Raw genomic sequence first — 6,480 nt, 5'->3', positions numbered from 1 at the left:
GATTAGCCAGTTCAGCCAAACGGATGGTATCGCCCTCTCCACCACACTGGCATCCATCCCGTTTCATCGCAATCACCAGCGGTTCGTCCGGCAGTATGATTGACTCATAGATTTCCGAATTAAAAGGGGCTCGGATGATACCTATTTCAATCACCCGATTATCCAATAATTCTAAAATCCGGTACCCATCACCTTCCCATAATTGAAAGGTAACATTAGGATATAAGCGTTGAAATTCCTGCAATAAATTTGGCAGCAACGTGGCTCCCGAAGTCGTCACCGTACCAATGGAAAGAGTACCTGATAACTCACGATTCAATTCCATAATTTCTTTAATCGTACCATCCACCAGTCCTAATATTTGTTCCACCCGCTCCCGTAATAGCCAGCCAGCTTCGGTAAGCCTGATTCTACGGCTGCCACGTTCAAATAATTGCACCCCAAGTTTTTCTTCTAATTGTTTCATCTGTTTACTAAGCGGTGGTTGGGCAATATTCAGCCGTTTAGCCGCATTACTAATATTTCCTTCCTCAACAATCGCATAAAAGTTCCTCATATCCCGGATATCCATACCTGCACCCCACACTATATCTTTTAGATATATAATGCATATATTTTAAATAATTTTATCATACCTGTTATCGTGTTATAATGCCAATAGTTCGAAAAATAAAATATTTGCCGGAAATGCAGTGAATTTGCTTCACAAAGTGAAAACAACAGAGGCTTTTTCACACTATACATATGACATAACCACATACCTACATAACATTTGGGAGGTAGTTCATGAACTCTGTATTTACCAAAAAGGAAAATTGCTGCGGCTGCAGTGCCTGTCATCAAATCTGTCCTGCCAATGCCATTACCATGGCACCGGATAAGGAAGGCTTTTTATATCCGGTCATAAATCAGGATTTGTGTGTTGACTGTGAGCAATGTATTCAGGTTTGTCCGATTGTAAAAGAAGGGAATACCAAAGAAGCTCCTTTTTCGAAGGTATATGCTGCCAAACATAAAGCTGATGAGGTAAAAATGACCAGTACCTCCGGCGGTGCATTTACTGCCCTCTCAGATTATATACTTAAACAAAAGGGCGTAGTCTATGGCGTTGATTTTGCAGAAAACTTCAAGGTATGCCATAAAAAAGCCTGCAATGCCCAAGAGCGTGATCGCTTTAAGATTTCTAAATATGTGCAAAGCGATCTGCAAGATACTTTTGCAGATATTAAAAATAACCTAAGTCATGGAACACCCGTGTTATTCACCGGAACACCTTGCCAAACTGCCGGATTACGCAGCTTTATCGGCGATAAGCCCTATGCAAAACATCTGTATGTCTGTGACATCATCTGCTATGGCATTCCCAGTCCGCTCATTTGGCAAGAATATCTTCGTTACTTAGAAAATAAATATGGAGGCAAAATCGAGACTGTCCAATTCCGTAGCAAGATTTTTGAATGGAATCGTCCTAATAGCAACAAAAACTTTATGTTTACAACAAGTAACAGCCCCAAACCGTATTTTGTCGACGACTTTTATACCTTGTTTTTCTCTGTCCGTACCATCATGCGTCCCGCCTGCTCCCAATGTAGATTTACAGATATCCGGCGCCCATCTGATATTACGATTGCTGATTATTGGGGAATTGAAAAATATATGCCGGAATTTATGGATAGCAAAGGCGTCTCATTAATATTAATAAATTCTGCCAAAGGCCAGAGGCTGTTCGAACAGGCTAAACATGATCTTGAATATATAGAAAGACCGGCAGCAGAATGTCTGGCCGAGCAGCAGCGTCTGAGCGAACCTGTCAAGTTTCCGGATCATCGCAGTCAATTCTGGGAGGACTATTATAACAACGGCTTTGTCTATGTCATGGAAAAATATACAAAATAAACAAAACAACCCTCTTATTCTCACGCATGTTTCATTTACACAGACATGAGTTAAATCATTCCAGGAGACTCATCTATCAGCCGATGAGTCTCTGTTTTTCATAAAAATTTAATGATAAAAATTCCACAACCTACCAAGCGCAAATGAGTAGGATATTAGTATAAAACAGCGAATTTTCTTCAATAGCTTTGTATACTATTCACTGCTAGGAAGGAGTCTTGCAGACCATGTTGAGAATACTGCTAATTTTGTTATCCAGTAAGAAACTGCATACTCTTGCCCATGTAGCCACCAAGCTTGGTTCTAAACACTCCCTAAGACTGGCAACAGCCTGTTTCAGGCTGCTATCGCAATTGCCAAAGGCGAATGTCTTTTCCTATCTGTATTTACTGCTCTGGCCGCAGTATTGGCCAACTACGATTACCCTGTTGTCATTTAACCTACTGACGCCATCGGCCAAACGGCATATCCGGTCTATTAGCTTATAGCTCAAAGTACTCACTATAGACTACCAAACCGATAGTACACCCCGTCTCTTAGCCAAACATCCATCTGGTACTTTTCCCGGCACTGCAATAGCGATACCAACTTCTACTCCTACATCCAATAGTAAATAGTTTTTAATTGACAATATTTTTTATTTATTGTATATTTTTAGTATTGATATGTAGATCGATAAACTCAATCCCATAACGAGTTTACCGATCTTTTTAATTATCGGGAGGAAGCAATGACAATTAAGACTAAAACTATTGCATTACTAATAACCTCACTCTTGATCGTAGGCATGATTATCGCCGGTTCCGGTATGTATGTCTTATATCAACAGACATTAAATAATACCGAAGTCACAATGAATAATCAAGCCAGACAGCTCGCAGTCCAAGTAAGTGATTTATTAGATTCATTTGCTAAGAGCGGAAACGTGTACAGTATGGACAGCGAATTCCTATCGGGAGACCCAGCAAGAATCCAAGCCCGAATTAATACATATTTTGCTGTTGCCTGGGGGATCGATCGGCTAAATTTTCTTGATACAACCGGCAAACGAATCGCCATTGCGCCTTATGATGCTAAAGTAATTGGCGATAATTTATCTGATCGTAAATTTTTTAAGGATACCATGGCAGACCAACAGTCGCATATCAGTGATGTTATCATTAACCGAGTAACAAAAGTCCCATCGATCGTAGTCACTCAGCCGGTAAAAGGCGATGATGGCAAGATGCGCGGGATGATCCTTCAAGCGATTAATCTCGAAACACTCCAAAGCTTTCTGGATGATATTAAGGTTGGCTCAACAGGTGTAGCTGCCATTATTTCCCAAGATGGTACATTGATAGCACATACTTATAGAGAATTAGTCCAATCAGGCAACAAAGTATCAGATGAATTTATGGCCCGCTTAAAAGAGCAACCGGAGCGTCTTATCAACTACACTGATTTAGCGGGAAGAAAATCACTAGCTTTAGCTCTTCCGATAAAAAATACCGAATGGTTCGCCATAGTCTCTTTACCAATTAGTGAATTCCAGGCTGGTTTTTATACTAGTATGTTATGGATGCTGACAGGCCTCATCATCGGCATTATTGTTGTGGGCTTCATTGCCTGGCGTTATCTGTTAAAGACATTGCGGCCATTGGAAGATATGGTGCAAGAAGCTGCGCAAATTGCTGCAGGAAACCTCATGGTTTCGGCTCTCAACATCAAGTCCAAAGATGAAATTGGGCATTTGGCAAAAAGTTTTGAGCAAATGACAACAAACTTACGAAAACTAATGAAACAAGTTTCTGAAGCTACGGCACAAGTCACTACATCGGCTGAACATTTGAATGCTAACGCCGAGCAATCAGCCCAAGCATCCAATCAAGTTGCCGCTTCCATCACCGTTACTGCCGAGGGGATTGAAAGGCAAACGCACGGCGTAGCTCATGTGCTTTCGTTGGTCGAAGAAATTGCTAATAGCTCGCAAGAAAGTGCCAAAGCCACCGAATATGCAGCAGACATTACTCAGCAGGCAGTAAACGCCACTACCGCAGGCAATAACGCTGTTAAAAACGCCATCATGCAAATGAACAGAATTCAGGATACGGTTGCTGACTCCGCAGAAGTTATCGCCGACTTAAGTACCCGTTCCAAAGAAATCGGGCTCATTGTAGATACGATTGCCGGAATAGCCGGTCAGACTAACTTACTTGCTCTAAACGCAGCTATCGAAGCTGCCAGGGCAGGAGAACAGGGCCGAGGTTTCGCGGTCGTAGCGGAAGAAGTACGTAAACTTGCTGAACAGTCCCAGGAAGAAGCCAAGCATATTTCTGAACTGATAGCCGATATTCAAATGAAAACCGAACAAGCTGTTGCTGCCATGTCAAACGGCAAAAACGAAGTTGGTAAAGGAACAGAAGTAGTTCGTATCGCAGGAACGGCTTTTGAGGAAATTGAGCTCCATGTTAAACAGGTAGCAGAAATTACGTTAGGAGTTGCATCAGCATTAAGCAAAACAGTCGATGCCAGCGTACAAGTACTTACAGCAACCAAAGAAGTTGATACAATTAGCAAAGAGATTGCCAGTCAAGCACAAAATATTTCTGCTGCCATAGAAGAACAGTCAGCATCACTGCAAGAGATTGCATCTGCAAGTCAATCACTCACTCATTTGGCAGAAAATCTTCAAAACGCTGTCCAGCAGTTTAAAATGTAAATACTTTAGCGACCATTCTCTAGTCAGTAACAACCCGGCCATGGGCCGGGTTGTTATTTCGTATTGGAATTAAAACTAAACAGCATTTTGGCAAAACATGTTGGTAACTGAGTTTAAACCAATCATTTAATTCTTATGGAATTGGTATATATAGCAAAACCCATACTATGTTAAACACAAGTGTTCTCTACGGTTCGTTTATTGATAATAATTTGTTTACACTCTACACTTAGTTCGGGGGTGATACCAATGAACTGCGATAACATCGGCAAACTCATCTATAATCTGCGCAAAGAAAAGGCCATGACGCAAAAGCAGTTAGCAGATTTAATGAACATCAGTGACAAAACAATCAGCAAGTGGGAGCGCGGCCTTGGCTGTCCGGATGTGTCATTACTCCCAGAACTTTCCCAAATACTTGGCGTTAATATTGAAGAAATCCTATCCGGTCAACTGAAGTATAATGAAACTATTGGAGGAAATATGAAAAAATTAGCCTTTTACGTCTGCCCACAGTGCAACAATATCATAACAGCAACTGGCCAAGCCAATGTTTCATGTTGCGGCAAAAAAATGGCCCCACTCATTGCAGCAAAAGCAAACAATAATCATCTATTAAGTATCGAACCTGTCGAAGATCAACTGTATGTTACTTCATCCCACCCGATGACTAAGGAGCATTATATCTCATTTGTTGCTTATGTTACCGGGGATAAAGCCTTTATGGTGAAGCAATATCCTGAGTGGAATATGCAAATTCGCTTTCATAAAATAGGACATGGTAAGCTATACTTTTATTGTTCAAATCATGGGCTATTTGTTCAACTGATATAGCCAAAGGACAAGGTCATAACAACAAGAATTTTGTAAAATGAGGCCACCACCGCTGATATCCAGGGTGGTGGCCTGTCCTTATATATAACCATTCTCCGGCATAGACATAAAGATATCAGATCCGCCTATCACCATAGCCAGATGTTACATATGCCCACTATTTCTAGAACTTGAATTGCGTAGTTGATCTAAAGGTAGTGGTTGCATGAGTAGAGGTATCAATGTGTTTGTCGGTAAATGGCAAATCCGTCAACTTAAAGAACTTCTCCCAACCAATTCGGCCAATCCATTCCCCCATACGTTCACCCTCTCTGGCATTGGCGGCCCAAACTTCTACCAGATGCTTAACTGCATCAGTAACTTCCGGCCACCGCGGCGGATTATTTTTAATAAACGGAATAGCCAAGCGGGAGTACATCGGGGCAGTACGTGCATTTGCCACCTTGCCGCCAACCCAGATGGATACGCCGTCATTAATTGGATCCATGATCGTAATGGCCGGGCAGACAAAGGTACATTTGCCGCACTTTATACATCGATTAGGATTAATTTGCACACTGTTGGCATGCGGTTTTGGACGCATGGCGCCGACCGGACAAGCAGCCAACGTGGCAGGAACATCACAAATTTTAGCAGCTAATTCATCATCAACAACAGGAATATTGCGATGAATGCCAACAATACCAATATCTGCATTGTAGCTAGCACCACACATGTTTATACAGCAGGACACCGCAATCCGCAGTTTTGCTGGTACCTGTTTCTTCCCCGTAAAATAGTCCACCATTTCGTCCATGATACTTTTGGTAATCCCCGATGCGTCCGTAACAGCACACTTACAATGAATCCAGCCCTGAGTATGAACCACATTACTAATCGAAAGACCAACCCCGCCAATGATATAGTCCTTCGCATCCAGCTCATCCAACAAAGGCTGCAATTTGCTCTCGTCAGATACCAAAAACTCGACATTATTTCTGGTGGTAAAACGTAAAAACCCATCACAATACTTTTCAGCTATGTCACAAATATCTCGGATAAACTCACTG

The 6,480-nt window shown here is 41.8% G+C and carries 6 protein-coding genes; 4 read left to right on the top strand and 2 right to left on the bottom strand.

From position 1 onward, the window contains the following. A partial coding sequence (locus AC29Z1_RS11530; RefSeq protein ID WP_488271608.1) for a LysR family transcriptional regulator occupies nt 1–571 on the bottom strand: 571 nt, incomplete at its 3' end. Between the two features lie 215 nt (nt 572–786). Between AC29Z1_RS11530 and AC29Z1_RS11525 the strand changes: the two genes are divergently transcribed. The 4 genes from AC29Z1_RS11525 (at nt 787) to AC29Z1_RS11510 (ending at nt 5,431) form a co-directional block, all read left to right on the top strand. After that, nucleotides 787–1,896, top strand: coding sequence for a Coenzyme F420 hydrogenase/dehydrogenase, beta subunit C-terminal domain (locus AC29Z1_RS11525; protein WP_488271607.1), 1,110 nt, complete (start codon nt 787–789; stop codon nt 1,894–1,896). A gap of 227 nt (nt 1,897–2,123) precedes the next feature. Then, nucleotides 2,124–2,384, top strand: a complete 261-nt coding sequence (locus tag AC29Z1_RS11520; protein WP_488271606.1) for a hypothetical protein — start codon at nt 2,124–2,126, stop codon at nt 2,382–2,384. A 242-nt stretch (nt 2,385–2,626) separates the two neighbouring features. Next, nucleotides 2,627–4,597, top strand: a complete 1,971-nt coding sequence (locus tag AC29Z1_RS11515; protein WP_488271605.1) for a methyl-accepting chemotaxis protein — start codon at nt 2,627–2,629, stop codon at nt 4,595–4,597. Nucleotides 4,598–4,846: 249 nt separating this feature from the next. Next, on the top strand, nt 4,847–5,431 hold the full coding sequence (locus AC29Z1_RS11510) for a helix-turn-helix domain-containing protein (protein WP_488271604.1): 585 nt from the start codon (nt 4,847–4,849) through the stop codon (nt 5,429–5,431). Between the two features lie 163 nt (nt 5,432–5,594). On the opposite strand, the gene dsrB is transcribed toward AC29Z1_RS11510, so the two are convergent. Further along, the coding region (gene dsrB / locus AC29Z1_RS11505; RefSeq protein ID WP_488271603.1) for a dissimilatory-type sulfite reductase subunit beta at nt 5,595–6,480 on the bottom strand (886 nt) is incomplete at its 5' end.

This window comes from Sporomusa sp. (genome assembly GCF_057736855.1).
Note: the sequence above shows the minus strand (reverse complement) of the source record. Positions and strands in the feature narration are given on the sequence as shown.

Coding starts and splice junctions, on each gene's coding strand:
- AC29Z1_RS11525 (WP_488271607.1), top strand. CDS start 787: ATGAACTCTGTATTTACCAAAAAGGAAAATTGCTGCGGCTGCAGTGCC.
- AC29Z1_RS11520 (WP_488271606.1), top strand. CDS start 2,124: ATGTTGAGAATACTGCTAATTTTGTTATCCAGTAAGAAACTGCATACT.
- AC29Z1_RS11515 (WP_488271605.1), top strand. CDS start 2,627: ATGACAATTAAGACTAAAACTATTGCATTACTAATAACCTCACTCTTG.
- AC29Z1_RS11510 (WP_488271604.1), top strand. CDS start 4,847: ATGAACTGCGATAACATCGGCAAACTCATCTATAATCTGCGCAAAGAA.